Below are 25,558 nucleotides of genomic sequence, written 5' to 3' on the forward strand. Positions count from 1 at the left end.
AAACGGGCGCGGGGACATCTCCCCGCGCCACTTTGTCGGTTTAGGCGTTGGTCAGCTTTTCGGAATACTCTTCGCGTACCGCCGAGAACCACGGCGTGAACATCGGCCACCACCACAGGTTTTCGATGGCACCATTCTGATAGGCAAAGGCAAACGCCTCTTTGTTGGCCTCGCTCAGATGCGCCGATGCGCCCGCAGCCGCCGAATTATATCCGGTGGCATTGGCGAACATGCCGCCGATTTCCGGGCTCATCAGGAAGTTGAGGAACTCGTAGGCCTGATCGACATTCTCTGCGCCCGAGGGGATCGCGGCAGTGTCCATCCATGCCAAAGCGCCCTCTTTCGGGGCGGCGTAGCGCCACTTGGGGTCCACATCCATATGCAGCTTGATGCCGGTCGTATCCCATGTCTGACCGATGGTGCAGCCCGCGTCGGTAAAGGCACCAGTGGCCTCGGTGGCGTTGTTCCAGTAAGCGCCGATATTGGCCTTGTTCTTGGCGGCAAAGGCCACGCAGGCATCAAAGATGCGGCGCGTGTCTTCCTCGGTTTTGTAGAGGTCCATGGCGCGGTTCGACGGGACTTCGCCGATCGAGTCGAGATAGATCGCAAGGGTGATCAGCACCGATTTCTGGCGCATGGCAACCTTGCCATTCATCCCATCGGCCCAGAGGTGCGCGTAGGACAGATCGGCAGGAGCCACATCGACGTCGCTCGAATCCCAGGTGATGCCCTCAGTGCCCCAATCGAACGGCACCAGATAGCGCTTGCCGCGATGCGCGGCCCCCAGTTCCAGGGACGAACGCCACAGAGCAGGCTCGATGAGGTCCACCTTGAGCTTCGATTCGTCGATCTCAGCAAAGAGGTTGCCTTCGTCATAATTGGGGCGGGTGTCGACCGAAGGGAAAAGGATGTCAAAACCCTTGCCGCCCGACGCGCGCAACTTTGAGGCGGCCTCTTCGTTCGAGCCATAGGTCGAGACATTCACCTTGATGCCGGTGGCCTTGGTAAAGGCGTCGGGGATCTCGCCGTTCTGAAAATAATCACCCCAGGCAAAAACATTGACCTCGCCGGAAGAGGCAAGCGCGCGGCGCGCGATCAGCGGCGTCGCCAGTGCGGCGGCACCGGTTGCCAGCACGGCACGACGGGACATGGTGTGGAGAGGATGGGTCATTCTTGGCTCCTGAGTTTGATCAACTCCGGCTCTCAACGAGCCGGGTTGCTCAGGCCTTTAGAATGCGAAGGCAACACTCGTGTGACAGTCCCCGGCTCTTGCCGGGAACTATGCTGCATCAATCGCGCGGCTTGGCCTGGCCAAAGAGGCGCGTCACGATCACAAAGAAGAGCGGCACAAAGACCACGCCCAGCACCGTGCCAGAGATTGTCCCGCTCAGAACGCCAGACCCAATGGCATTGCGCCCGCCGGACCCTGCGCCAGAACTCAGCACCAGCGGCAGAACCCCAAGAGAGAACGCCATCGAGGTCATGATGATGGGACGGAACCTCTGACGCGCGGCCTCGATCACCGCTTCCAGAATGGTCTCGCCCGCCTCATAGCGTTCTCGGGCGAATTCTACGATCAGAATCGCGTTCTTGCCCGTCAGGCCCACCACGGTCAACAGGCCCACCTGAAAGAACACGCCATTCTCGAACCCGCCAATCCACGCGCCGGTCAAAGCACCGACAATCCCGATGGGCATGGCCAGCATGACGGCGAAGGGGATAGACCAACTCTCATAAAGCGCCGCCAGCGACAGGAACACCGCCGCCAATGAAAGCGCGTAGAGCAAGGGGGCCTGATTGCCGGAGTCGCGTTCCTCAAGGGATAGACCTGTCCAAGCCAGTTCAAATTCCGCCCCCAGTTGCGCGACTAAACGCTCCATCTCGGCCATCGCCTCGCCAGTCGACACCCCCGCAGCAGGTGAGCCCTGCAGTTGCACAGACGGGATGCCATTGTAGCGATAGAGGCCCTGCGCACCGTAATCCCATGCCCCTTCGGAGAAATTCGAGAACGGCACCAACCCGCCGCTTGCATTACGAACGCGCCATTTTTCGATATCCGACGGCTGCGCGCGCGCCTCCGCCTCACCCTGCACATAGACTCGTTTGATCCGGCCCTGATCTAGAAAATCGTTCACGTAGGTGCCTGCCCAAGCGACCTGAAGCAACTCCCCGACGTCACTGGGGGTCAGACCCATCGCCCCAGCCTTGCGCCAGTCGATATCAAGGTTGAACTGTGCCGCATCCTCAAGTCCGTTTGGACGGGCGGATGCGATCAATTCACTCTGCGCCGCCATGCCCAGCAACTGGTTGCGCGCCGCCATCAGATCAGCATGGCTTTGACCGCCACGCGCTTGCAGATAGAAATCGAACCCCGAAACGTTGCCCAACTCGATCACCGAGGGCGGTACGACCGGAAACACCATCGCATCACGTATCTGACTGAAGGCGCCAAAGGCCCGCCCCGCAAGAGCCTGCACACTCTGGTTCGGTTCTGTACGCTCTTCCCAGTCCTTGAGCTGGACAAAGGCCAGACCCATGTTCTGCCCGTTACCGGAGAAACTGAAGCCGACCACTCCGAACATGGAATTCACGACGTCTGTTTCTTGTTTTAGATAGTAATCCTCGACCTGTTTGACGACCTCGAGCGTGCGCTCGGCGCTTGATCCGGTGGGGGTCTGGATGAGGGTAAAGAGGATGCCCTGATCCTCTTCCGGCAGAAACCCGGTGGGCGTGCGCAGAAACATCAGCGCCATGCCCAGTGCCAGTGCCAGATAGACGACGAACACCCGCACCGGGCGGCGCACCGACCACCCCACCGTGCCACCGTAGCCATTCGTGAGCTTGCCAAAGCCCGTGTTGAACCACGCAAACGGTCCGCGCTTTGGTGCGTGGCTCTTGGCCTTGAGCAAGGAGGCGCAGAGCGCGGGCGTGAGCGTGATCGCCACCACCACAGACAGCGCCATGGCGGATACGATGGTGATTGCGAATTGCTGATAGATCACCCCCGTGGAACCGGGAAAGAACGCCATCGGCACGAACACCGCCGAGAGCACCATCGCGATGCCCACCAGCGCACCGGTGATCTGGCCCATGGATTTATGCGTGGCCTCACGCGGGCCCAAGCCCTCTTCCTCCATGATGCGCTCGACGTTTTCCACGACGACGATCGCGTCATCGACCAAGAGACCAATCGCCAGAACCATCGCCAGCATCGTCAGCGTGTTGATCGAGAACCCCGCCGCCGCGAGCACCCCGAAGGTGCCCAACAGGACGACCGGCACCGCAAGAGTCGGAATGAGCGTGGCGCGCAGGTTCTGCAGGAAAAGGAACATCACGAGGAACACGAGGCCGATCGCTTCGAACAGCGTTTTGACCACTTCCTTGATGGAAATCTCGACAAAGGGCGTGGTGTCATAGGGGATTACGTAATCGACACCCTCGGGAAAGAAGCGTGAGAATTCGACCATGCGCTCCTTGATCGCACGGGCCGTGTCGAGCGCGTTAGCGCCCGGTGCCAAGGTGATCGCCATCCCCGCCGCCGGATCGGTGTTGAACCGCGCCGTTGTGGCATAGTTCTCTGCCCCGATCTCAACCGTTGCCACATCGTCCAGCAGCACCAGACCACCATCGGTTTCCGCCCTGAGAACGATCTGGCGAAAGTCCTCGGGCGTGCTGAGCAGCGATTGTGCGGTGATCGTGGCGTTGAGTTGCTGGCCCTCTACAGCAGGGCGCGCCCCAAAGGAACCCGCAGAAATCTGCGCATTCTGGGCGGAAACGGACGCCACAACATCCGACGGTGTCAGGCCAAAACCCGCCAGCTTGGATGGATCGAGCCAAATCCGCATTGCATATTGCGCGCCGAACACATTGACCGAACCGACGCCTTCAATCCGGCTTAGCTCGTCGACCAGATTGGTCACCATATAATCCGACAGATCAACCTGTTCGAGACTGCCGTCGGTGGAGATCATACCGACCACCATCAGGAACCCAGCCGAGGATTTCTCGACCGTGATTCCCTGCCGTTGCACGATCTCAGGCAAGAGTGGCGTAGCCTGTCCTAGCTTGTTCTGCACTTGCACCTGCGCGATATCCGCATCGGTGCCTGTCTCAAACGTCAGAGTTACCTCAGCACTACCGGCCGAGGTCGAGCGAGACGAGAAGTAACGCAAACCGTCCAGTCCGGTCATCTGCTGCTCGATAACCTGTGTCACCGTGTTGGCGACCGTATCGGCAGAGGCCCCTGGATAGGTGGCCGAGACCGTGACTGACGGAGGTGCAATCTGGGGATATTGCGCGACCGGAAGGATCATGATCGCTAGAATCCCAATCCCCATGATGAGAATGGAAATGACCCAGGCAAAAACCGGGCGGTCGATAAAGAAACTAGCCATGCGGTATATCCTCTGCCCGGTTACTGTTGCGGCTCAGCACTGCGTTCTTCGGGCGCGACGGTTGCCCCCGGCGCAGTTTTCTGAAAGCCTGCCACAACAATGCGATCACCGGGATTCAAACCCTCGTCCACAACCCAATCATTGCCGCGGTTCTGAATGACGCTGAGCGCGCGCTCTTCGATCACCCCTTCGCCGTTGACCACCCAAGACAAGGGCCGCCCACGACGATCGCGGATCACCCCTTCTTGTGGCACGAGATAAACCGCCTCGGCCACTTCAACGGGCACTTCCACCTGCACATACATTCCCGGCAAAAGTAGGAGGTCGGGATTCTCAAATTGCATTCGCAGTGTCACGACGCCGGTCTGCGGATTTACGTTTGGTTCAGCCGCCTTGAGTTGGCCGGTCTCGCTATAGTCAGAACCATCCGCCAGCTTTAGCCGCACTGTCGAATCCGCTCCCTCCAGATCACGCTCCGTCTCGCCCCGTCGCCAGCGCAAGAGGTCCGCCGCGGATTGCGTCACATCGACATAAACGGGGCTGATGTTCCGGATCACGGTCAGCGGCTGTGACTGACTTGCGGTTACAAGCGCGCCCTGCGACGTGAGAGAGAGGCCGATACGCCCTGAGAGCCGTGCGCGGATTGTGGTACGAGACAATTCGATCTCTGCCGAATTCAGCTGCGCCTTGGCCAGCTCCAATCCCGCAGCCGCCGCATCGCGGGTCGATGTCGCCTCGTCCAGTGCCTGTTCGCTGGCTACGTTCCGGGATTGGAGCTCCACCAACCGCTGCGCTTCGCGCTCCGCCGAACGCAACTGCGCCTCGGCCTGTGCGACAGTTGCCTGCGCCTGCCGCACAGCCGCTTCGTAAGTGGCCATATCAATCTGATAGAGTGGATCACCTTCGGTCACATCGGCGCCTTCTTCAAATAGGCGCTCGGTGATGATCCCGTTGACCTGAGGACGTACTTCGGCCTCGGCCGAGGCTGCCACCCGCCCCGGCAAAAGCGACGTCAGGGTCACATTTTCCGGCTCGAGCGTTACAACGGTGACGGGGGTCGGTCCTTGCTCCTGTTGCGCCACAACTAAGTCCGGCACAAAACAGGCACAGACCACAAGGGTAAGGATGAACCTTGGAAGATGAGCCATCAGGAGCCCTTTCACGATAAAGCATTGGCGCGATTGCATCGGGTGATTTATAAAACGGTTGGGTTTTATAAATATGACGGACCCGGAAATGGCAAGATCACAGATGGCCCGCACAGCAACCTGTGCGAAATTGAGTTAGGCTGATGCACAGTAACACGCCGAACACCAAGACCTGCGAGAATATTCGGCGCGGTCGACCGATTACGTTTTCCTGTGACGAACGCCGTGAGGCAATCTTTGCGGCACTCGAATCAGTGCATGCCGAAAGCGGACTTGATGGGGCGACAATGCAGGTCATCGCGCACCGGGCTGGCATGTCCAAGCGCACGCTCTACGATATCTTTCCGGGACGCACGGCCCTCTTGCGGTCCTATATGGACAAAGTGGCGGACCAGTTCATCCGCCCCCTGCCCGCTTGCGAAACGGACCTGCCAATTGCGGACCGACTGGATCGCGTTCTATCTCAGAACATCCGGCATCAGGGCTATGGCCTGCCGCTTGAGATTCTGCGCGCCTTTGTGGCACAGGTGCCAACCGCGCCGGACATCGGGTGCGATCTTGTCGATGGCCTGATACAGCGCGATCTGTCCATTCTGACGAGTGAACTGGAACGTGGCGTGGCACGCGGAGAAATCAAGCTGGAGGACACCAGAGAGGCCGCCATGTTACTGCTGGATATGGTGCGGCCTTGGCCACTTGAATCGCTGCTTGATCCGGCACGGTTGGCCACCCCTGACACATTCGCCGCGCGGCGCAGGTTGGCGATACGGGTGTTTCTCAACGGTGTCGCGGCCCCCGCGCGCAATCTCTAAACCGCGCGAGGGTGACGGGCCTTGGTCAAAGGCGGTCCAAGCCGCAATCCGCCTTCTCGCTCGATAAACGCAACGACAGCCTCGATCCCGGTCTCCCTGTGCAACTGTGCCAACACAAAGGGTCGTGCCCCCCGCGCGCGCGCTGAGTCTGCCTCCAAAAGCGCCAGATCAACGCCCACATAGGGCGCGAGATCAGTCTTGTTCACCACAAGCAAGTCGGATTTTGTCACACCCGGTCCACGTTTACGCGGGATGTCCTGCCCGGCGGCAGTGTCGATGACATAGATTGTCAGGTCCGCGAGTTCAGGGCTGAAGGTCGCCGCGAGATTGTCACCACCCGATTCAATCAGGATCAGATCAAGATCGGGAAAGGTGGCGCTCAAATCAGCCACCGCCGCCAGATTGATAGAGGCATCCTCTCGGATCGCGGTATGCGGACACCCTCCAGTTTCTACACCTCTGATCCGCTCATTTGGCAGAACTTGTGCGCGCATCAGGTAGTCCGCATCCTCGCGGGTGTAAATGTCATTGGTGATCACCGCCATCGAACATCGGCTTGCCAGCGCGCGCGCCAGTCCTTCGGTCAGTGTGGTCTTGCCTGCGCCCACCGGACCACCGATGCCGACGCGCAAAGGACCGTTCATACGCTCGGTCATGTCCTGAATATCCTTATCTCTTGGGTTTCATGTTGTAACGCCGCAAGATCGCCCGCGAGCGCACAACCTCCTAAATCGTCCAGCGTCGCGTCAGCAGCACTGCGGGCGAGATCATGAATCAGCGGAAGAAGTCGCGAGAGCACCAATTGCCCGTCCGTTTGCCCCAACGGGATGTGACGAATAGCGATCGTTACAAGATTCCCGGCCAACCCCTGCAGATATAAGGAGATGACATCCAGTTTCGGCAGGTCTAACGGTTTTGCTGCCTCACCCAGTGCCACCGGCAACGAACGCATCGGCAAAACGCGCCCGGTAATCCCAGCTACCGTCCGCGCGAGCGCCGCCCCTTGTTCGCGGGTTTCCTGTAACCGTTCGGCACAGGGCTGTAGCGCGCGCGCCAGATCATCGAGCGCCGAACTATCGCCATCGAGCGACTGCGCCAGCAAAACCGCATCCTGCCAGCCTGCACCAAATCGAAGGACGTTTGTCAGCCAAACCTCTAGGCTTGCCGCATCGGTGACGACACCGGTTGAAATCTGGCGCTCCAACCCGTGCGAATAGGCAAAGGCCCCGGTGGGAAAGGCGGGCGAGAGCCACTGGATCAGCGTCAGATGTGCAGGCGTCAGCATCAGGAATGATGATCTTGCGGGCCGTGATCATGCCCCATGGTGCGACCCTTGCCATAGGCTCCACCCTCGGGGCGAAACGGGCCGCTCACAGGCTGCAGCCGTGCGCCCAACTGGGACAGCATCGCTTCGATCACATGATCGCGGCGGATACGAAGGTGATCAGAGACCACTTCGCAAGGCGTATGCCGGTTGCCGATGTGCCAAGCCAGCCGCGCCAAATCTCCGCGCACTTCAACTAGATCTTCGGGCGCGGCCTCAACCCCAACGGCGCGACCATCGTCGAGCGCAAAACCCCAGTGATCATCAAGGTTGCTCACCTCAGCCAGATCAGCCAGAAACTCCAATCCCCCCTTGCACACCAAGCGTCTGCGCCGCATCAACCGCGCCTCATAATCGAGCACGACAGTATCGGTCACTGCCTTGGGCCGGGCGTGCAACAGATGACGGGCAATCGGCAGATCAGACATGTTGGGCCCTCAAAACAGGAAATAGCGTTGTGCGAGGGGCAATTCAGAGGCCGGTTCGCAGGTGAGCAATTCGCCATTGGCGCGCACCTCATAGGTTTCGGGATGCACCTCGACCACGGGCGTCAGATTGTTGTGAATCATGTCGCGCTTGCTGATCTTGCGGGTATTCGAGACCGCCACGGTCGATTTCGCCAGCCCAAGTGCTGCGCCGATCCCGTCCGCCTGCGCCGCTTGCGACACGAACAACACCGCAGAACGTTCGACCGATCGCCCGTAGGCCCCGAACATGGGACGGGAATAGACCGGCTGCGGCGTGGGGATAGAGGCATTGGGATCGCCCATCTGCGCCAGCACGATAGAACCGCCCATCAGCACCATCTCGGGTTTCGCGCCGAAAAACGCCGGGCTCCATAGTACCAGATCAGCGCGTTTGCCGGGGCTGACACTTCCGATATGGGCGCTCATCCCGTGCACGATGGCGGGGTTGATGGTATATTTTGCGATATAGCGTTTCACCCGCATGTTGTCATTGTCGCCGGTTTCCTCGGCCAGCCGCCCGCGCTGCTTGCGCATTTTTGAGGCTGTCTGCCACGTGCGGATGATCACCTCGCCCACGCGGCCCATCGCCTGACTGTCTGAGGCCATCACTGAGAACGCGCCCATGTCGTGCAGGATATCCTCGGCGGCGATGGTTTCGCGCCGGATACGACTCTCAGCAAAGGCCACATCCTCGGGGATCGCCTTGTCGAGATGGTGACAGACCATCAGCATGTCGAGATGCTCTTCGATGGTGTTGACGGTATAGGGCATCGTCGGGTTGGTCGAGGAGGGTAGGATATGCTCATACCCCACCACTTTCATGATGTCGGGCGCGTGCCCGCCGCCCGCACCCTCGGTGTGAAAAGCATGGATCGTACGCCCCTTGATGGCAGCGAGCGTGTTCTCGACAAAACCGCTTTCATTCAGCGTGTCGGTGTGGATCATCACCTGCACATCCATGTCGTCGGCGACACTCAGACAACAATCAATAGCGCCGGGCGTGGTGCCCCAATCCTCGTGCAGTTTCATCGCACAGGCTCCGGCGTGAACCATCTCGATCAAGGCCTCGGGTTGGCTCGCGTTGCCCTTGGACGAGAGGCCGAAATTCATCGGAAAGGCATCCAGCGATTGCAGCATCCGCCCAATATGCCACGCCCCCGGCGTGCAGGTGGTGGCCAGCGTGCCATGGGCGGGACCAGTGCCGCCGCCCAGCATGGTGGTGATGCCGGAATGCAGCGCGTCCTCGATCTGTTGTGGGCAGATGAAATGGATATGTGCGTCAAACCCCCCGGGGGTGAGGATTCTCCCCTCTCCGGCGATGATCTCGGTTCCCGGTCCGATTATGATATCCACGCCTGATTGCGTATCGGGATTGCCCGCCTTGCCAATCGCGGCGATGAGACCGTCGCGAAGGCCGACATCGGCTTTGATGATCCCCTGATGATCGACAATGAGCGCGTTGGTGATCACCGTATCCATCGCACCACCTGCACGGGTGACTTGGGATTGGCCCATGCCGTCTCGGATCACCTTGCCGCCACCGAACTTCACCTCTTCGCCGTAAGCCGTCAGATCGCGCTCGACCTCGATAATCAGGTCGGTATCGCCAAGCCGCAGGCGGTCACCCGTGGTGGGGCCATACATGGCGGCATAGGCGGAGCGGGGGATAGCATAGGGCATCTAGAGGTCTCCCATCACCTGTTGATTAAAGCCGAACACCCGCCGCGCGCCGCCAAATGGGATAAGCCGCACCTCGCGGCTCTGACCCGGCTCGAACCGAACAGCGGTGCCAGCGGGGATGTCCAACCGCTGCCCGCGTGCAGCGGTGCGGTCGAACGCAAGCCCGGAATTGGCCTCGGCAAAATGATAATGGCTGCCCACCTGCACCGGCCTGTCGCCGGTATTGGCGACCATCAGCACGGTCACTGGCACGCCTGCGTTGAGGATAATCTCACCCTCGGCGCACAGCACCTCGCCGGGGATCATTTCCGCACCTTTGCCAGCACATAGCCCCCTGCCGCCGCAAGAGCGCCAACCACGCCCAACCACATCGCGTCACTCCCATGCGGATGCAGATGCGGGCCGGAATGAGCCAGTGCCAGCGTGGGGGTAAGCAGGAAAAAGGCAACGGGATAGCGCATGATCGGGTCCTTTCAGCGGATGGGATTATGGACAGTGACAAGCTTGGTGCCATCGGGAAAGGTCGCCTCGACCTGAACAGCATGGATCATCTGCGCGATGCCCTCCATACATTGCTCGACGCTCACGACATGCGCACCCGCCTCCATCAGATCGGCTACCGTGCGCCCGTCGCGCGCGCCTTCGACCACGTAGTCGGTGATCAGCGCCACGGCCTCGGGGTGGTTGAGCTTGACGCCGCGTGCGAGCCTGCCGCGCGCGACCATGGCGGCGAGCGAGATCAACAGCTTGTCCTTTTCGCGGGGGGTGAGGTTCATCGCGCTTCTCTCCTAGATCTGCCAGACGCGGGGCAACGGACCAGGACGCAGGGCGCTGACAAGCCGCATGATCTGTCGCTTGAGTGGCCAGCCATCACCGGCCATGAGGCGGATCATCAGCTTGCCGTCAAAGCCCGAAGCGCCACCCATCACGCCATCCTCGGTCAGTTCCGCGCGGGCGCGGTCCACGGCATCCTCAGCCCCCCGTGCCACCAGCGCCAGCGTGGCAAAAGCCCCCGCAGAGCCCAGCACAGCGGGACCAGCGGTCAGTGCCTCGGTGCCTAAATGCAGCGGCTCGATCATCACGGGGCGGCCCAAACGGATAATACGGCGGGTGTCGCGCAACGAGACCTCGGCCAGCGTTTCGCCCATGGTGGCACGTCCCAGAACGACGGCCTCGAGCATGAGGCAAGAGGCATCCTCGGCCAGTTCAATCACCGTCTCGCGGATCAGGTGGCTGCTGTCAAAGAGGATGGTTTCCTGCGGCAGCCAATCGAGATGCGCGCCCGCCCCCACCTCATGCCGGACGGTGACATGCGCAGCCCCGCCTGTGCTGCGATAGGCCCGCTCGGCTGTTTGCGTGGTGGCCGTGGCCCGGCACCCCGCCGCCAGATCAAGGCGGTAGGCAAGGCTGTCGCCCCCCGCTAGGCCGCCAGAGGTGTTGAGAAAAACCACCTCAGGACCGGAGGCGCCGGAATGCACAAAGGCCTTGGCCGATCCCGCCTGATGCAGCCGGTTGAGCCGCGCGCCCGCTGGGCCGGGCAAGAGGCTCACATGGGCCGCGCCGTGGCTACGCTGATGCAAGGGGACGGGACAGGCGGTCATGGGTGATTCCAGTTCGTGACAGATCAGAGGCTACCTGTTGTGTCGGGGCCTGCCAGTAGCCCGTCGCGCCTGCCTGAAATCCCACAGGCGCGCCACCCGCATCTGCCTATTTTTAGCGCAGATGGCCTATTAAATAGACACCTCACGCAAGAGCCGGTCTCGCTCCACCATTGCCGCAGGTTCGGACAAACGAACCTCACCCCGGTTCAACACCACCAGATCATCCGCCAGCCCATAGGCGAAATCGAAATACTGCTCGACAAGCACGATGGCGATTTCCCCCTCATCCCGCAGCAGACCGATCACCTCACCAATCTGCTTGATGATATTGGGCTGGATGCCCTCGGTCGGTTCATCCAAGAGCAAAACGCGCGGGCGCGCGATCAGCGCGCGCGCGATGGCCAACTGCTGCTGTTGCCCGCCCGACAGATCTCCACCGCGCCGGTCCTTCATCTGTTCCAGCACCGGAAAGAGATCATAAATCCGCGACGGAATCCGATGTTCGGATTTGGGCAGGCAGGCAAAGCCGGTTTCTAGGTTCTCGGTGACGGTCAATAGCGGAAACACCTCTCGCCCCTGCGGCACATAACCGATGCCGGCCCGCGCCGCCTGCGCCGCGCTAAGATGATCGAGAGCCGCGCCGTCCAGCGTGATGCGCCCGCCGGAATAGGGATGCCGCCCGGCGATGGCCTTCAAAAGGCTGGTCTTGCCCACGCCATTTGTGCCCATCACCGCCGTCACCGCCCCCGGTCGCGCGGTCAGGCTGACGCCATGCAAGATTTGCGACGCACCGTATTGCAGTGTGAGGTTCTCAACGCTCAGCATCGCTTATCTCCCCAGATAGACATCAATCACCTGCTGGTTCTGTGTCACGTGATCCAGACTGCCCTCGGCCAGAACCGAGCCTTCGTGGAGCACAGTTACCTTGCAGCCAAGGCGGCGGATGAATTCCATGTCATGCTCAATCACCACCACGGCGCGGGTCTCTGCCGCGCGTTTGAGAATATCGGTGGTATGTTCGCGCTCGGCAGGCGTCATCCCGGCGGCGGGTTCGTCCACCAACAAGAGACGCGGATCCTGCGCCAAGAGCATACCGATTTCCAGCCATTGCTTTTGCCCATGACTCAGCTCTCCGGCGCGGCGCGGCAGATCGTTGAGCAGGCCGATCTCCTCGGCCAGTTCGGCAATGCGGGCGGCCCCCCGGCTGGAGCGGCGGTAGAACAGGACATCGAACGGCCCCCGCTTGTTCTTGAGCGCCATGGCGAGGTTTTCGCGTACGGTCTGCGCCTCGAAGACCGTGGGTTTCTGGAACTTGCGCCCTATCCCTGCGCGCGCGATCTGGCTCTCGGTCATCCCCAAGAGCGACACGTTCTTTTCGCCCCAGATCACCCGGCCCTCATCAGGGCGGGTCTTGCCGGTGACGATATCCATAAAGGTCGTCTTGCCCGCCCCGTTGGGGCCGATGACGGCGCGCAATTCCGGCTCTGCCACCTGGATCGACAGGTTGTTGATGGCGCGGAACCCGTCAAAGGTGACGGAAACGCCCGAGACTTCGAGAAGCGTGGTCATGGTTTTCTCACGATCATGTCAAAGAGGCCCCCGATGCCGCGGGGAAAAAACAGCGTGACCGCGACAAAGCCCAGCCCCAGTAGCACCAGCCACCAATCAGTCCAGTTGATCGTGTAGATCCCGAGGTTGATATTGAGCGCGCCGCCGCCGGTGAACCAGCTTGACGCAAGGCTGACGACCGCCGCCCCAATCACCGCGCCATAGAGCCGCCCGCGCCCGCCGATAGCCACCCATACCGCCAGATAAATCGAGGCAATCGGCGCAATCTCGGCCGGGTTTATGATGCCCGCCTGCGGATAATAGAGCGCACCCGCAATGGCCGACACCACTGCAGTCAGGGTAAAGATCACCAGCTTGTAACTCTCGACATCATAGCCCAGAAACCGCACCCGCGCCTCGTTGTCGCGAATGGCGCGGATGACCGAACCGAACTTGCCCGACACGAGCCATGCAAAGAGCAGATAGCCCAACCCAAGCGCCAGCGCGGACGCCCAGAAGAACCACAGCGACAGCGTGGACTGCGGCAAATGATCGAGACCAGGAATGTTCTGTAACCCCGAGAGACCGTTATTGCCGCGCAACCCGGTGTCGTTCTGAAACAGGTAGAGCGACAGCGCCAGCGTCATCGCCTGCGTTAGAATGGACAGGTATACGCCGGTGACGCGACTGCGGAACGCCAGCCAGCCAAACACCAGCGCCAAAAGGCCCGGCACCAGTACCACCATCATCAGTTGCAGTGTGAGACTATGGGCAAACCCCCAGAGCCAAGGCAGTTCGTTGCTGCCCACCACGCCAAAGATTTGTGTGGCGATGGCGTTCTCAATTTCGCCCTGTGTCGGCGGAATGGGCGCACCTGAAAGGGAGCTAATCACGATCCCTTCGGTGCGCGCATACATCAGCCACATGCCGACGGCGTAACCCCCTAGGCCAAAGAAAGCGAAATGCCCCAGGCTGAGGATACCGCAATAGCCCCAGACCACATCCATCGCCACGGCAATGAGACATAGGCAGAGCGTCATCCCAAGGATCTTGACCATCGAGGTGGAGAGGATTGCAAGGCCGAACCCTTCGGACAGAACGGTCACCCCCAGAGTAAAGAGCGCAAGGCAGCCAAGGAACCATAGCACCGACGGATTTTCCGCGAGGAACCGTTTACGCGGAGCAATTTCGGGTTTGCTCATGGCTCAGTCCCCCGCCGCGCGGCCCTTGAGGGCGACGATGCCCTTGGGCCGGAATTGAATGAAGAGAATGACGAAAAGCACCATATAGGTTTGTGCGGCCAGCGTGTTCGACGGGTTGAACCATTCGATCCCCTTTTGCAGAAAGCCGATCATCGAGGCCCCCGCCAGCGTGCCCCAGACGTTGCCAACGCCGCCCACAACAACGGTCATGAAACTCTGGACGATGTAATTCGCCCCCATCTCGGACGTGACCTGCGCATAGAGGCCAATCGCCACGCCCGCGATGCCCGCGATGCCCGACCCAAGACCAAACGTCAGCATGTTGATGCGATCCGGGTCGATGCCCATACTCGCCGCCATTCCGGGATTTTGCGTGACTGCCCGCACCTCAAGCCCCAGTCTTGTGCGCTTGAGGATAAAGAGCAGCAGCGTCAGAAAGATCAGGGCAAGGACAAAGATCGCCACACGGATATTGCTGATGCTCACGATATCATTCAGCGTCAGCGCCCCGCTCAGCCAGTCAGGTGCCGTAAGTGGCCGCGCCTGCGTGCCAAAGATGTTCTTGGCCAGTTGTTGCAGAGCGATCGAAATGCCAAAGGTCGCAAGCAGCGTTTCCAGCGGGCGTGTATAAAGATGCCGGATGACCAGCCGCTCCATCGCCACGCCCGCGCCAAAGGTCACGACAAAGGCCAGTGGCAAGGCGACAATCAGACTGACGGTGTAATCAGGGATGAAAAGCTGCACCACATAACCAGTATAGGCCCCCATCATGATGAACTCGCCATGCGCCATGTTGATGACACCCATCACGCCAAAGGTGATGGCAAGGCCAATAGCCGCGAGAAAGAAAATGGACGCGAGCGACAGCCCGTCCAACACCAGATCAAGTGTTTGATAGAGGCCAAGCGCGCGCGACGTGGTGGCCAGTGCGTCCTCGGCAGCGGTTGTGACCTCAGCATTTGGCTCGGTATAAACCTCATAGAAGGCATGCGCCGCCACGGCGCGCGCCACCTCATCCTCGGCGGCACGGGGGGGAACAGCGCCTTCAGCCTCCAGCGCCTCGTAGGCGCGGGTGCGGGCGGCATCGGTGTTGAGCAGGTGCAGGGGCACGCCGCCCACCGCGCCATCGACAATATGCTGCGCCAGCACGTCACGGCGATCTGTGGCACTCTGGCGTGGCGGCGCAAGATTGGCCGCCACCAGCCGGTCATAGGCCTCAACTTCGGAAATATCCGTGCCCACCTCGAGCACGCGGGCCATATTGGCGCCCTCCGGCAGGGCGGTGCCAACCCCCGGCGAGCGTGTCGTCAACTGGTTAAGCACGCCGCGCGCCTCGATACTGGTATCCCCACTCAACCCTTCGATCGCCGCCAGCCGATAGGGCAGCGCTGATGCAAACTGCGCCGTCAACAGGGTCAAGAGCCGCTCTTTTCGCTCTTTCAGCACGGGATCAGTCTCAGTCTCGATAGACCGGCTGAGCGGGTCGATCTGACTTGCCTCACCGCTGCGAGCAATCGCATCCAGCGCCACTGCCCGCCGCGCCGGCTCGGGCGCGTTCAGCTCAAACGGCACCAGCGCCGCCGCGATCACCCCGCGCACCCCGGAATTGGGGCGAATCTGGTTGACCTCGCGGCTGCTCACCTCAGCCACCGCCGCGCCGCTGTCGATATCTATGAGCCGCAGCGCGTCGCCCCCTTCTTCAGCATAGAAAAAGAGGCCATCATCTGGCCGTTCATAAACCCCGCGATCCTGCCAACGCAGCAGAAATTCGGCAGTGCCGGGGCGGTCAGCCGCCATCAGCGCATCCAGAACGCTCTCGACCGTGCTACGCGACGGCTTGGCGATCTCGGCCTGATACTCTTGCAAGAGCGGCTGTAGCCCCTCTTGCGCCAGCCCTTCAGAGGGCCGCAACAGGGACAAAAGGCCAATGGCCAACACTGTCACCACAAGCCGGGCGAGTAAGAGAAACGAACGCATCTTGATAAGGGCCTTGCCTGAGAGGAAAGACGCGCGGAGGCTTGCCGCCGCGCGTCCGGTCCGCGTCAATAGTTCGACGTCATCTGCACGCAGGTCTTGGTCTCGGTGTTATACATACCGCAGCCCAGATCTTTCCAATCGCTTGTGAGCGGCGCGCTCTCGGGCAAGTAGTCGGTCCAGGCATCACCCGGCACCTCTGTTGTCTGGCTGATGATGTCAAACTGCCCATCAGCCCGGATTTCGCCGATCAGAACCGGCTTGGTCAGGTGATGGTTGGGCAGCATCACAGCCGTGCCGCCCGTGAGGTTGGGGAACTCCTGCCCCCACATCGCTGTGCGCACCGCGTCGACGTCGGTGGTCCCCGCCGCTGTCACCGCGTTTACCCACATGTTAAAGCCGATGTAATGTGCCTCCATCGGGTCGTTGGTCACGCGGTTGTCACCGGCATAGGCCTTCCACGACTTGACGAATTCGGCGTTGATCTCGGTATCGGCGGATTGGAAATAGTTCCACGCCGCGAGATGGCCCACGAGTTCGGTGGTATCCAGACCCGACAGTTCCTCTTCACCGACCGAGAAGGCGACAACGGGAATGTCATCGGCGCTGACACCGGCGGCGGCCAGTTCTTTGTAAAAGCCGATATTGGCATCGCCATTGATGGTGGAAATCACGCCAACCTTCTTACCACCCGCGCCAAGCGCCACGACATCCGCCACAATTGTCGCCCAGTCGGAATGACCGAACGGGGTGTAATTGACAAAGATGTCCTCAGCAGCGACGCCCTTGGATTTGAGATAGGCGTCAAGGATGTTGTTGGTGGTGCGGGGGTAGACATAATCCGTGCCCAAGAGCGCAAAACTCTCGACGCCCAACTCCTCGATAAAGTAATCCACTGCGGGGATCGCCTGCTGATTGGGCGCTGCTCCTGTGTAGAACACGTTTTTCGACGATTCCTCGCCCTCGTATTGCACCGGATAGAACATCAAGCCGTTCAGTTCCTCCAGTACCGGCAGTGCCGACTTGCGGCTCACGCTGGTCCAGGAGCCAAAGATCACGTCAACCTCGTTCACCGTCAGCAACTCGCGCGCCTTTTCAGCAAAGAGCGGCCAATCAGAGGCCGGATCGACCACGACCGCCTCGATGGGACAACCCAACAACCCGCCCTTGGCGTTCTGCTGTTCGACCAGCATCAGGACCGTGTCCTTGAGCGTGGTCTCGGAGATCGCCATCGTGCCCGAGAGCGAGTGCAGCACGCCCACCTTTACGGGACAATCCTGAGCCAGTGCCGGGGCCGTCGCAAGAACGGAGGTCGCAACGAGGCTCGCCATAAATGTTCTTTTTGTCATTTCTTTCGGAACTCCCATGTCCGGGCTGCGCGCGTCGTGGCGTTGTTCAATTCCGATCCCCCACCGTCATTTTGGCAACGCAGCATTTTGTTTGCACCTCTCCACTGAAGAGCGCGGTCTATCTGGACCAGCGCCGCCCTGAGAGGGTCTGAGCCGTATCAGGCACGATGCAGCAAACAGATTTGACGCGAATTGCTCTAGGGAGAGCGTGCAGCGTCGCGGTGAACCCGCCAAGATTGCCGCTTTTTGGGCAGTTCTCAGGCGCACCGCCCATTTTAATTGCGTTTGCAGAAAAAATGCCGCATCGCAGCGTGGCGGCAGTTACGGCTTTGCCGCGCGCCCTTGCAAGAGAATACCCAAGAGGCCCAAGAGCCCCGATCCCACCATCAGTGTCACCGACACTGCGTTGAGCACCGGGGTCGAACCTTCGCGCATGCGGTCGAACATCGTTACCGTCAGCGGCGCATTCGATCCGTTGAGGATCAGCGTGGTGTTGAAATTCTCGAAGGAAATCAAAAAGGCCACAATCCCGGCCCCAAAGAGCGCCGGTCGCAGCCACGGAAGGGTGATGGTTCGAAAAACCACCGCCGGCGTTGCCCCAAGATTCAGCGCTGCCTCTTCCAGAGTGCGGTCAAAGCGGCGTAGCCGCGCGGCGATCACCAGCGTTGCAATGGTTGTGATGAATGAAAATTGCCCGAGAATCACCAGAAACAACCCCGGACGCAGCGCCCCGATCTCCAGACCTGTGAGGCTATTCACCGCCTCTGCAAGCGTCGACGAAAACACAAGAATGGAAATGCCAAGGATCACCCCTGGAATGACCAGCGGTGCCAGCATCATGAGATAGGCGAATTCCTTGAACCGGAAATCGTGGCGATCAAAGAGAAACGCGGTCGTGGTCGCCACGGTCAGCGACAGGGCCGTGACCCAGAATGCCACGAAGGCCGAGTTGAAAAAGCCCGCAACGATCCTTCGGTCGTTGATCAGCCCAAGCCGGGGCTGCTCTGCCCCGATGAACCAATCCAGCGTGAACCCTTCCCATGGCAGGCCGGGAAACTGGCTGTCGTTGAAGGCAAAGACCGCCACCACCGCCAGTGGCAGCGCCATGTAGACAAAAAACAGCGCCACATAGGCCGCATAGGCAAAGCGCAAGAGCGGCGAGCGGGGGAGAGAGGCGAGCATTCTAGCGCCCCAATGTATTCGAGAGCGACTGCCCCGACAGCCGCAGCAAAAGCCAGACAAGCGCGCTCGACGTGGCCAAGAGGATAAAGCCAAAGGCCGATCCCAACTCCCAGTTAAAGCGGGTGATGAACTGCGAATAGATCTGCGCCGTGAACCACTGTCCGCTTTTGCCGCCCAGCAGCGTGGGTGTCAGGTAATTGCCCAGTGCCAGCATGAACACCACGATAGAGCCTGCGATGATCCCCGGCATGGCATAGGGAATAACGATCCGCGTCAGCACAGTCCAGCCATTGCCGCCCAGATCATAACCCGCCTCGACCAGCGCATCATCCATCCCGTCGATGGTGGAAATCAGCGGCACGATCATAAAGAGCATAGAAGTATAGACGAGGCCGATCAGAATGGCCGCGTCATTATAAAGAAACTCGACCGGCCCCGAGGTGATCCCCAACCCCTGCAAGGCGTTGGAGATCAGCCCGGTTTCCCGCAAGAGCAGCATCCAGCCAAATACCCGCACGATCTCGGATACCCAGAACGGCAAGAGGCATAGCATAAAGAGCGCCGCCTTGGTGCGACCCTGTGCAATCTTGGCGATGTAATAGGCCACCGGGAAACCGATGATGAATGTGAGGACCGTGGCGATGATCGAAAAGACGACCGTACGTAACAGCGTCCAAGGATAGACCCAAGAGGCCGCGAAATCCGCATAGTTGCGAAACCCGGTTTCATAGACTCGCGGGGCCACTTTTTCACGCAGGGACAGGATCAGCATGTCGATATGCGGAATCACGATCAAGAGCGCGATCCACGCCGCGAAGGGTGCGAAGAGCAACCAGAAGACCAGCTTGCCTTCGCGCATCACGCCCCCGTCGCCGCAAAGGACACGACCGACCCCGGCCCAAGCCCGAGCGCCACAGAGACCCCGCGGCGCAATGGCTCTGCTTCGCCCGATTGCGGCAAGAGCGCCTCGATCACATCTCCCCCCGGCAGGCGTGCCAAAATCCGACTCTGCGCGCCGTTAAAGAGCACATCCTCGATCACGGCCTCCAGCCTGTTGGTGCTGTCCTGTGCGGCGGTGCCGACCGCGATGGATTCAGGGCGGATAAAGATGTCAAACATCCCCCCCACCTCGGCCACGCCCTTGCGCGGCAAACCCGCCGCCAATGTCAGCCCCTGATCCGTCGCCAGCTTGCACCCTGTGCCATCCGCCGCGATCACCTTGGCGCGCAGTTTGTTGGCATCGCCCACGAAACCCGCAACAAAGGCGGTCTGAGGGCGGAAATACAGCTCTTCCGGCGTGCCCACCTGTTCAAACCGCCCGGCATTCATCACCGCCACCCGGTCTGACATCATCATCGCCTCGGATTGGTCATGGGTGATATAGACGAATGTCGTGCCAAATTCATGCTGCAACTGTTTGAGTTCAATCTTCATATGCTCGCGCAGCTTGAGATCCAGAGCGCCCAACGGCTCATCCAAAAGCAACACCGCCGGGTCCAGAACCATCGCCCGCGCAATCGCAATCCGTTGCTTTTGACCGCCCGAGAGCTGATCAATCTGCTTTGGTCCGGCATCCGGCAGCCCGACGCGGCCCAGAACATCCGCCACCGCGCGGGCAATATCAGCACGCGGCGTGCCGCGACGACGCAGCCCATAGGCGATATTCTCGGCGACGGTCATCATCGGGAATAGCGCCAGATGCTGAAACACAAGATTGACGGGCCGCCGGTTGGGTGGGGTGTCGAGCACCGATGCACCCTTGATCAGGATATCGCCCGCATCCGGGCGCGCAAACCCGGCCATCATCCGTAGCAAGGTGGTTTTACCACAGCCAGACGGGCCAAGAATGGAGAAGAACGATCCCTTGGGGATTGCAAAGGACACATCGTCCACAGCCGTGAAGCTACCGAACCGCTTGATCAGGTTGCGGCATTCGAGATCGGCGGAAAAGCTGTCCACGTCGTTTGACCTTTCGGGGGGTGACGCGGCGGTTGGCCCGCCGCGTCCCTCTCTTTTCATTGCGCCGCGATCTGGTCCAGCAGACGACCTTCGATATCCTCAAGACCTGCGGGAATCGGCGGGAACCACTTGATGTTGGATATCACCTCAGGTGGGAACGCCTCTTGATAGGCGGCACGCAGCGCCGGATCGACCAACTCGTCAGAGCCTTTGGAGGCCGAGAACGACCCAGCCTGATTGACGATCTGTGCAGCTACATCAGGGCGCATCACGAAGTTGATCCATTTGTACGCCGCCGCGTCATTTTCGCCCTTGGCGGGAATGGTAAAGGTGTCAATCCAGCCCAGGGCGCCGGTCGAGGGGGCGACAAAATTCCACTTGGCATCCTCGGCATTCAACTTGAATCCGGTCGCGTCCCACGCCTCTGCGGCCACGACTTCGCCCGAGCGCATCATCGCCAAGAGATCGTCGGCACCGCTCCAGTAGGCTTTCACATTGGCCTTGCATTCGCCCATTGCGGTGGCGGCGGCGGTGATGATTTCCTCGTATTTCGCGGGGTCCGAATAGGCTGCAAACGGGTCCTCCCCGGCGGCAAAGGCAAAGCCCAGAAGGGCAATCCGCTTGGTCCGCATGGAAATCTTGCCCGCATAATCCGCCGAGCAGAGATCGGCATAGGTTTTAATGTCGCCCGCAACAGAGCGATCCACGGCAAAGCCAGACACGCCCCAGATATGCGCCACGCCATAAGCCGCGCCATCCACCGTGGTTGCCGCAACCGACGCATCGTAGAGATCGCCGATGAATTGCGACTGGTCGATCTGGCTCAGGTCGAGCGGTTTGTATATGCCGAATTCCTGTTGCGGCCCAAGGATACGGTCCTGACTGGGCTGTGCAAGATCAAAACCAGCCCCGCCGGTGGCGCGGAGCTTGGAAATCATGTCCTCGTTATTCGACAAGGTGACTTCGACATCAATGCCGGTTTCAGCTTTGAATGCTGAAATCACGGATTCGGGTGCGTAACCGCCCCAGGTCAAAAGACGCAAGGTCTCGGCAGACCCGGCGGTGCCAACCAACGCAAAAGCAGCGCTGGTCAGGACAGTTCCCAACAGCTTTCTCATAGTCCACTCCCTGTGTATCGCTCGGTTCCCGAGCCGTTGTTGTGGCCAGACGCTATGCCTCTGCCCGCCATGCGTCAAGCCATGCGCAGATCACGCATCGGCGAGGGCTGTCGCCACCCCTCGCCATTTGACAGCGGCGGTGTCGAGAGGGATCAGAGCGTCAGGATAGTCGAGCCCGTGGTCTGGCGTCCTTCCAGCGCGCGATGCGCCTCAGCGACCTGATCCAGCGGGAAGCGCTGCCCGATATTGACCTTGACCGCGCCGCTCTCAACCTTGTCGAAGAGATGGCGCGCCATATCCTGACACCGCGCATGGTCGGCAAGAAAGGTGAACAGTGTCGTGCGAGTCAGCTTGAGCGATCCCTTGGCGGCGAGGGTCAGCAGGCTCACCGGCGCGACCGGGCCAGAGGCATTGCCAAAGGACATCATCATGCCAAGCGGCTTGAGGCAGTCGAGGGAACGCTCAAACGTATCCTTGCCCACCCCATCCATGACCACATCCACCCCTTTGCCATCGGTCAACGACTTGACCTCAGACACGAAATCTTGATCGCGATAATTGATGCAGGCGGAAGCACCGTTTTCCACCGCAAGTTTGCACTTTTCATCCGTGCCCGCTGTCCCGATCAGAGTGATCCCCTCCGAGCGCGCCCATTGGCAGGCCAAAAGCCCAACGCCCCCCGCAGCAGCGTGGAACAGGACCGTTTGCCCAGCTTCCAGCGGCCAGACCCGGTGAAAGAGATATTCGACCGTCATCCCCTGCAACATGATCGAGGCCGCATCCTCAAACGAAATGCCATCCGGCAGCGGACAGACCTGCGACGCGGGCATCACCCGCGCCTCGGCATAAGCACCCGGCGGGGTTGCGGCATAGGCGGCACGGTCGCCGGGCTTGAGGTGGGTAACACCCTCGCCCACCGCCTCGACAACACCTGCCGCCTCCATGCCCAAGGCATGCGGATAGGTCAGCGGGTAGAGGCCTGTGCGCTGATAGACGTCAATGAAATTCAACCCACAAGCCATATGCCGGATACGAATCTCACCCGGCCCCGGTTCGCCGACCTCAAGGTCAACGAGCTTCAACTCCTCGGCCCCGCCTGCTTTTTCGATAATTACCGTTCGCGACATGAGTGTTTTCCTTTCGGTCTGAGTGATGCGACTTTTCGCACCATACAAATTTGCCCGACTAAAGGGCAGTCCTCCGCGAAAGGCAATCCCACGCGAACCCGAATTAGGTGCAGGTATGCCCGTTCATCGTGGCGGCTCTGGCTGATAGAGCGATTGAAGCGTTTGTTTGTTGCGAAAGTTTGTATTGGCGCGGCAGTTGGTTGCATCCGTTCGTCGCGCAAGTCTTGCTCAGTATCCCGGGCCATGATTAGAGAAACGAAGCAATTTTATAATCGATGGATTGACGCCAGAACGTAGGGTGAAGTCCAAGCTGCCCGATGACCGTGCCGAAGCCGTCGGGCCGAGCGATGTTTGGGCAATGGATCTTGTCAAAGACGAATTGGCGACGGGTAAGAAGCTGCGGGTTTTGACGGTCGCGGACACGTTCTCGCGCTACGTTCCGGTGCTCGAAATGCGGTTCAGCCATTGTTGGGAGGATGCCGCGGCGACGTTGGACCGGGTGTGCCGCAAATCGGGCTATCCCAAGACGATCCTGGGCGATCAGGCCAGCGAGTTCATCTCCCGCGACATGGACCTCTGGGCCTATCAGTGCTGTGTCACGCTCAATTTCTCACGGCACAGAAAGCCGACTGACATTGCGTTCATCGAAGCGTTCAACGGAGGGTTCGGGGTTGGACCACCGGGAAACATTCATGGCTCCATTTCAATATGTGGACTTTGTTGTACTAATCTATTCCGAACGTGAATAACTCCTGCGGCGATGCTGATCCAGATCCACACACCATACTTTGCCAGCGGCGTATCCTACATTCATTGCCGTTCGCTATCCGGCGCGAGAATACGGGTTCGGTGACACGAAGTTTATCACGAGACATCTCCGCAATTTTCCTCGACAAAATCAAGTTCTCAGCCGTCAACGTCAGAATGGAACTGGTCCACAAAGAAACGCAAAATGTTGCTCACAGCGAGATTTTCGCATCACTTCCGTGGTGTATTCTTTCACTGCCGTTTTCCTTGCGTTCTGTAAGGTGCCACGCTTGATCCTGTCGAAGGTCATAGCTTCCCTTCAGCGACCCATTTTTCCACGAGATCACGGCCTACTTCAAAATGCATGCTGTCCTCGCGGCCGAACGCTGCGCCCCAATACCAGCCTTCGTTGCGGAAGAAATCGGCGAGGATCGTCAGGCCCAGTTGGGTCTTACCGTCGCCCAGCGTATCAAGACTGCCATCGATGTTCAGATCGACGGATAGGCCGAAGGCATGTGTAGACGTGCTGTTCCGCGCGCCCCTAATGTGGCGTACGCAAAGTGCGCCAGCGGTGTTGATCCGGTCATAGAGATCCTTGTCAGCGGCCTTGATCTTGTCAAAAATCACGGCAAGTGAAACAATCGCAGGCTGCAACATGGTCACCCTGATCGGGCCAACCTCCGCCGTCACGAGCTTGCTCGCCAGCCGATCGTTGGTCATGCCTTGGCATTTGTCCGTCAGGCTCTCGCGGGGCTTTCCGAAAATCCCTTCGAGGAATCGGGGCGAAGCGATGTTGACCCCCTTGTTCAACTCGCGCCGGTTCGCAATCAGAACCACCTGGGCATAGGCGTCAATGATCTGGTTCGGCCCGTCAGTGGGAAAGGCGGCCTGCTCCTGGCCCTGCAATGGCGCAGAAGAAGCCGGGGCGCGGTCGGCGATCGCGGCGATCTGCCTTTCTAGTTGTTGCAACTGTTCGGTCAGCGCGTCGATCTGAGCGCGCAGGCCTTCGATCTCGATCCGAGCGCCGCTGTCAACCGCAGGACCGGAGAACGTGGCGTCGCCGTCCGCTTCGTAGCGTATTTCGGCGTCCGACCGGAACTGCATCCAGATCAGAACGGCCACCCCGAAAAGGATCAGCACCATGACGCTGACGATTGCGGGAATGATGCGCTTGTCCATGTAAATGCCTGCACGACCTCAATGCGAGAACATTGGGTCACTGCCGGTCTCGTGTCAATAAAGCGACCTATCAAGGACGTTGTTTCAGTCCCGGAGCTGGTGTACCCTTTGGCTGTCCGATATTGGAAGGTTCATCAATGTATAGGCAAACTATTTTAGTTCTGAGCTTGGCTTTGGCTGGAGTCCCGGCACTGAGCGGGATCGCATATGCGCAAGCAAACGATGCGAGCAACCTGTCTGCGGAACAGCTGGAAGAGTTTTTCAACAAGCAAAAGACTCGCGGACTGGTGCTTGCCCCGACAAACGCGCAAGACAATACTGGCGTGGGAGACACCGCCGCCACTCCGAGCGCGACGCAAACCTATGTAGAGCTTGCCCCGGAAGAGCAAGTCAGCATCCAGATCAGTTTCGATTTCGACAGTTCAGCCCTACGCGCGGACCAGAAACCTAAGCTGGTGACGCTTTGCAAGGTTATGCAGACCGCCGATATCGGGTCCTTCCGGATTGTCGGTCATACGGATTCCAGCGGATCGGCGAGCTACAACGAACGACTGTCCTTGCTGCGGGCACAGGAAGTTAAGCGCCACCTAGAGACCGACTGCGGGATTGAACCCGAGCGGCTGGAAGCGGTCGGCGTTGGGGAGGCGTTTCTGCTCGACAAGGCGGATCCGGACTCGGATGCAAACCGGCGGGTCGAATTTCAGGCGCTCAGCTAAGGTGGTTGCTCGCCCCTTGACCGTTGGCGGT

Annotated in this window: 24 protein-coding genes and 1 pseudogene; 3 read left to right on the forward strand and 22 right to left on the reverse strand. The window is 60.1% G+C overall.

Annotated features, from left to right (window positions below; genetic code table 11):
• Positions 1-40: 40 nt before the first annotated feature.
• The 3 genes from ROS217_RS01720 to ROS217_RS01730 form a co-directional block, all read right to left on the reverse strand.
• A complete protein-coding gene (locus ROS217_RS01720) occupies positions 41-1,171 on the reverse strand; it encodes an extracellular solute-binding protein (protein WP_050766359.1) in 1,131 nt (376 codons plus the stop codon).
• Positions 1,172-1,289: 118 nt separating this feature from the next.
• Positions 1,290-4,394 carry an efflux RND transporter permease subunit gene (locus tag ROS217_RS01725; protein WP_009815918.1) on the reverse strand — a complete coding sequence of 1,035 codons (3,105 nt, stop codon included), beginning with the start codon at positions 4,392-4,394 and terminating at the stop codon, positions 1,290-1,292.
• A 20-nt stretch (positions 4,395-4,414) separates the two neighbouring features.
• Positions 4,415-5,542, reverse strand: a complete 1,128-nt coding sequence (locus ROS217_RS01730; RefSeq protein ID WP_045686344.1) for an efflux RND transporter periplasmic adaptor subunit — start codon at positions 5,540-5,542, stop codon at positions 4,415-4,417.
• A 143-nt stretch (positions 5,543-5,685) separates the two neighbouring features.
• Between ROS217_RS01730 and ROS217_RS01735 the strand changes: the two genes are divergently transcribed.
• Positions 5,686-6,354 (forward strand): TetR/AcrR family transcriptional regulator, encoded by a 669-nt coding sequence (locus ROS217_RS01735; protein WP_009815920.1) that lies wholly within the window; start codon positions 5,686-5,688, stop codon positions 6,352-6,354.
• On the opposite strand, the gene ureG is transcribed toward ROS217_RS01735, so the two are convergent.
• The 18 genes from ureG to ROS217_RS01820 form a co-directional block, all read right to left on the reverse strand.
• Complete coding sequence (ureG, locus tag ROS217_RS01740; RefSeq protein ID WP_009815921.1) at positions 6,351-7,010, reverse strand: urease accessory protein UreG; 660 nt, start codon at positions 7,008-7,010, stop codon at positions 6,351-6,353. The genes ROS217_RS01735 and ureG overlap by 4 nt on opposite strands.
• Positions 7,007-7,636, reverse strand: a complete 630-nt coding sequence (locus tag ROS217_RS01745; protein ID WP_040650895.1) for an urease accessory protein UreF — start codon at positions 7,634-7,636, stop codon at positions 7,007-7,009. The genes ureG and ROS217_RS01745 overlap by 4 nt, the downstream gene beginning before the upstream one ends.
• Positions 7,637-7,638: 2 nt before the next feature.
• Positions 7,639-8,106, reverse strand: coding sequence for an urease accessory protein UreE (locus ROS217_RS01750; RefSeq protein ID WP_009815923.1), 468 nt, complete (start codon positions 8,104-8,106; stop codon positions 7,639-7,641).
• Positions 8,107-8,115: 9 nt separating this feature from the next.
• Positions 8,116-9,825 carry an urease subunit alpha gene (gene ureC, locus ROS217_RS01755; RefSeq protein WP_009815924.1) on the reverse strand — a complete coding sequence of 570 codons (1,710 nt, stop codon included), beginning with the start codon at positions 9,823-9,825 and terminating at the stop codon, positions 8,116-8,118.
• Positions 9,826-10,131 (reverse strand): urease subunit beta, encoded by a 306-nt coding sequence (locus ROS217_RS01760; protein ID WP_009815925.1) that lies wholly within the window; start codon positions 10,129-10,131, stop codon positions 9,826-9,828.
• Complete coding sequence (locus tag ROS217_RS24270) at positions 10,128-10,286, reverse strand: hypothetical protein (protein ID WP_009815926.1); 159 nt, start codon at positions 10,284-10,286, stop codon at positions 10,128-10,130. Before ROS217_RS24270 ends, ROS217_RS01760 begins: the two co-directional genes overlap by 4 nt.
• A 12-nt stretch (positions 10,287-10,298) precedes the next feature.
• Positions 10,299-10,601, reverse strand: a complete 303-nt coding sequence (locus ROS217_RS01765; RefSeq protein ID WP_009815927.1) for an urease subunit gamma — start codon at positions 10,599-10,601, stop codon at positions 10,299-10,301.
• Between the two features lie 12 nt (positions 10,602-10,613).
• Positions 10,614-11,426 carry an urease accessory protein UreD gene (locus tag ROS217_RS01770; RefSeq protein WP_009815928.1) on the reverse strand — a complete coding sequence of 271 codons (813 nt, stop codon included), beginning with the start codon at positions 11,424-11,426 and terminating at the stop codon, positions 10,614-10,616.
• Between the two features lie 129 nt (positions 11,427-11,555).
• Positions 11,556-12,251, reverse strand: a complete 696-nt coding sequence (gene urtE, locus ROS217_RS01775; RefSeq protein ID WP_009815929.1) for an urea ABC transporter ATP-binding subunit UrtE — start codon at positions 12,249-12,251, stop codon at positions 11,556-11,558.
• Between the two features lie 3 nt (positions 12,252-12,254).
• Complete coding sequence (gene urtD, locus ROS217_RS01780; protein ID WP_009815930.1) at positions 12,255-12,995, reverse strand: urea ABC transporter ATP-binding protein UrtD; 741 nt, start codon at positions 12,993-12,995, stop codon at positions 12,255-12,257.
• Positions 12,992-14,176 carry an urea ABC transporter permease subunit UrtC gene (gene urtC / locus ROS217_RS01785; protein ID WP_009815931.1) on the reverse strand — a complete coding sequence of 395 codons (1,185 nt, stop codon included), beginning with the start codon at positions 14,174-14,176 and terminating at the stop codon, positions 12,992-12,994. The genes urtD and urtC overlap by 4 nt, the downstream gene beginning before the upstream one ends.
• Before the next feature lie 3 nt (positions 14,177-14,179).
• Positions 14,180-16,153 carry an urea ABC transporter permease subunit UrtB gene (gene urtB / locus ROS217_RS01790; RefSeq protein ID WP_009815932.1) on the reverse strand — a complete coding sequence of 658 codons (1,974 nt, stop codon included), beginning with the start codon at positions 16,151-16,153 and terminating at the stop codon, positions 14,180-14,182.
• A 65-nt stretch (positions 16,154-16,218) separates the two neighbouring features.
• Positions 16,219-17,481 carry an urea ABC transporter substrate-binding protein gene (urtA, locus tag ROS217_RS01795; protein ID WP_009815933.1) on the reverse strand — a complete coding sequence of 421 codons (1,263 nt, stop codon included), beginning with the start codon at positions 17,479-17,481 and terminating at the stop codon, positions 16,219-16,221.
• Positions 17,482-17,820: 339 nt separating this feature from the next.
• Positions 17,821-18,681 carry an ABC transporter permease gene (locus tag ROS217_RS01800; protein ID WP_009815934.1) on the reverse strand — a complete coding sequence of 287 codons (861 nt, stop codon included), beginning with the start codon at positions 18,679-18,681 and terminating at the stop codon, positions 17,821-17,823.
• A 1-nt stretch (position 18,682) separates the two neighbouring features.
• Complete coding sequence (locus ROS217_RS01805) at positions 18,683-19,540, reverse strand: ABC transporter permease (RefSeq protein WP_009815935.1); 858 nt, start codon at positions 19,538-19,540, stop codon at positions 18,683-18,685.
• Positions 19,540-20,640: an ABC transporter ATP-binding protein gene (locus tag ROS217_RS01810; protein ID WP_040650898.1), complete on the reverse strand. Its 1,101-nt coding sequence runs from the start codon at positions 20,638-20,640 to the stop codon at positions 19,540-19,542. The genes ROS217_RS01805 and ROS217_RS01810 overlap by 1 nt, the downstream gene beginning before the upstream one ends.
• A 56-nt stretch (positions 20,641-20,696) precedes the next feature.
• Positions 20,697-21,758: an extracellular solute-binding protein gene (locus tag ROS217_RS01815; RefSeq protein ID WP_009815937.1), complete on the reverse strand. Its 1,062-nt coding sequence runs from the start codon at positions 21,756-21,758 to the stop codon at positions 20,697-20,699.
• Between the two features lie 152 nt (positions 21,759-21,910).
• Entirely contained in the window at positions 21,911-22,885 is a 975-nt protein-coding gene (locus ROS217_RS01820) for a quinone oxidoreductase family protein (RefSeq protein ID WP_009815938.1), read from the reverse strand.
• Between the two features lie 283 nt (positions 22,886-23,168).
• Between ROS217_RS01820 and ROS217_RS01825 the strand changes: the two are divergent.
• A pseudogene (locus ROS217_RS01825) lies at positions 23,169-23,552 on the forward strand (DDE-type integrase/transposase/recombinase); the annotation flags it as partial.
• Between the two features lie 386 nt (positions 23,553-23,938).
• On the opposite strand, the gene ROS217_RS01830 reads toward ROS217_RS01825, so the two are convergent.
• Positions 23,939-24,811 (reverse strand): M15 family metallopeptidase, encoded by an 873-nt coding sequence (locus ROS217_RS01830; protein WP_009815940.1) that lies wholly within the window; start codon positions 24,809-24,811, stop codon positions 23,939-23,941.
• 137 nt (positions 24,812-24,948) lie between these two features.
• Here ROS217_RS01830 and ROS217_RS01835 point away from each other — a divergent pair, with 137 nt between their 5' ends.
• Positions 24,949-25,527, forward strand: coding sequence for an OmpA family protein (locus tag ROS217_RS01835; protein WP_009815941.1), 579 nt, complete (start codon positions 24,949-24,951; stop codon positions 25,525-25,527).
• The last annotated feature ends 31 nt before the right edge of the window (positions 25,528-25,558 follow it).

The organism is Roseovarius sp. 217 (assembly GCF_000152845.1).
In the GTDB taxonomy this organism is placed as follows: Bacteria; Pseudomonadota; Alphaproteobacteria; order Rhodobacterales; family Rhodobacteraceae; genus Roseovarius.